This is a genomic window from Pseudomonas edaphica, from assembly GCF_005863185.1.
GTDB lineage: Bacteria > Pseudomonadota > Gammaproteobacteria > Pseudomonadales > Pseudomonadaceae > Aquipseudomonas > Aquipseudomonas edaphica.
Map to the genome: position 1 here is coordinate 1 of NZ_VBVZ01000873.1, position 1,886 is coordinate 1,886.

General features: G+C 64.5%; 2 protein-coding genes. Both read right to left on the bottom strand.

Translation table 11 applies throughout. The features are described 5' to 3' along the window. Positions 1–748, bottom strand: a 748-nt coding sequence (locus FEM54_RS31595; protein ID WP_171045956.1) for a type II secretion system F family protein, incomplete at its 3' end; no start/stop codon positions are given. Continuing rightward, positions 748–1,886 (bottom strand): type II secretion system ATPase GspE (gene gspE / locus FEM54_RS31600; RefSeq protein ID WP_138454170.1); only part of this gene is annotated, 1,139 nt, incomplete at its 5' end. The genes FEM54_RS31595 and gspE, both read right to left, overlap by 1 nt.

The window sequence follows — 1,886 nt, forward strand, 5'->3', positions numbered from 1 at the left end:
AATTGAGCCGCGCCAGCGGGTTGCGCAGGTACAGGCGCCAGCCCCAAAACCCACCGACAATCAAGGCAAAACACAACCAGCCCCAGGCGCGGATAAAGTCGCTGGCATTGAGCATCGCCAGGGTCAGCCCCGGCAGGTCCTGGCGCGCCTGGGAAAACGCGCTGACCACCTGCGGCACCACATAGCTCAACAGGAAAATCACAATGCCAATGGACACCAACCCGACCACGCCGGGGTAGATGAACGCCGTCATGATCTTGCCGCGCAGGTTGTTACGCTCCTCAATGTAATCGGCCAGGCGCTCCATCACCTGGGCCAGGTCACCGGATTCCTCCCCCGCCGCAATCAAGGCACGGTAAATCGATGGAAAGTCCCGTGGCCGCGCCGCCAAGGCGTCGGCCAAACGCATGCCGCCGCGTACATCGCCGCGCACGGCGGCCAGGGTCTGGGCGATGTGTTTTTTCTCGGCCTGCTCCACCGTGGCACTCAGCGCCGCCTCCAACGGCAGGCTGGCGCCCAGCAAACTCGCGAGTTGCCGCGTGGCCCAGGCCAGATCGTTGTCTGACAGTTTGGGCGTGAACAGGCTGCCGCCGCCGGCCGCCGCTTGATTACCCTCAATCTGTACCTGCAACGCGGTCAAGCCACGGCTGCGCAACTGGGCAAACGCCGCGCTCTGGCTGTCGGCTTCCACGTGCCCGGCTTCGATTTTGCCGCTGGCATCGGCGGCTTCGTAACGATAGCGATTCATCAGGCGTCCCGTGTCACGCGCAGGATTTCTTCGACTGCGGTGGCGCCGCTGCGTACCCAGCGCTCGCCATCCTCGCGCATGCTGAACATGCCGGCGCGACGTGCAGCCAGGCGCAAATCCTGCTCGCCGGCGCCTTGGTGGATCAGGCTGCGCACATCGTCATCAACGCAGAACAATTCATGGATGCCGGTACGCCCGCTGTAACCGATCTGGTTGCACTGCGCACACCCCACCGGCCGCCAGGTGCCAGGCGCCGCCGGGTCTTCCTGCTTGCAATGCGGGCACAGGCGCCGCACCAGGCGCTGGGCCAATACGCCCAACAATGACGAGGCCAACAGGAACGGCTCGACGCCCATATCGATCAAGCGGTTGACCGCCGACACCGCGTCATTGGTGTGCAATGTGGCGAGCACCAAATGCCCGGTCAACGAAGCCTGCACGGCGATTTGCGCGGTCTCCAGGTCGCGGATCTCACCAATCATGATGATGTCCGGGTCCTGGCGCAGAATCGCCCGCAGTGCCAGGCCGAAGGTCATGTCGATCTTGGCGTTGACCTGAATCTGGCTGATACCGGGCAAGTCGTATTCCACCGGGTCTTCGACGGTGAGAATATTGCTGGTGCTCGCATCCAGCCGCGCCAGGGCAGCGTACAGGCTGGTGGTCTTGCCGCTGCCGGTCGGCCCGGTGACCAGCACGATGCCGTGGGGCTGGCGGATCAAGGTATCCAGGCGCGCCAGCAGTTGCGGCTGCATGCCCAGGGTTTCCAGCTGCAAGCGCCCGGCCTGTTTGTCCAGCAGGCGCATCACGACCCTTTCGCCATGCCCCGTCGGCACGGTGGACACGCGAATATCAATCGGCCGCCCCGCCACCCGCAGGGCAATACGACCGTCCTGGGGCAAGCGCTTTTCGGCGATGTCGAGCTGGGCCATGATCTTGATCCGCGACACCAGCGCGCCATGCAGCGCCTTGCGCGGCGACACCACGTCACGCAGGGTGCCATCGACGCGATAGCGCACCACGGAATGGGTTTCGTAGGGTTCGATGTGAATATCGCTGGCTTCATCGCGCGCAGCCTGGGTGAGCAAGGCGTTGATCATGCGGATCACCGGCGCGCCGTCCTGGGTGTCGAGCAGGTCGG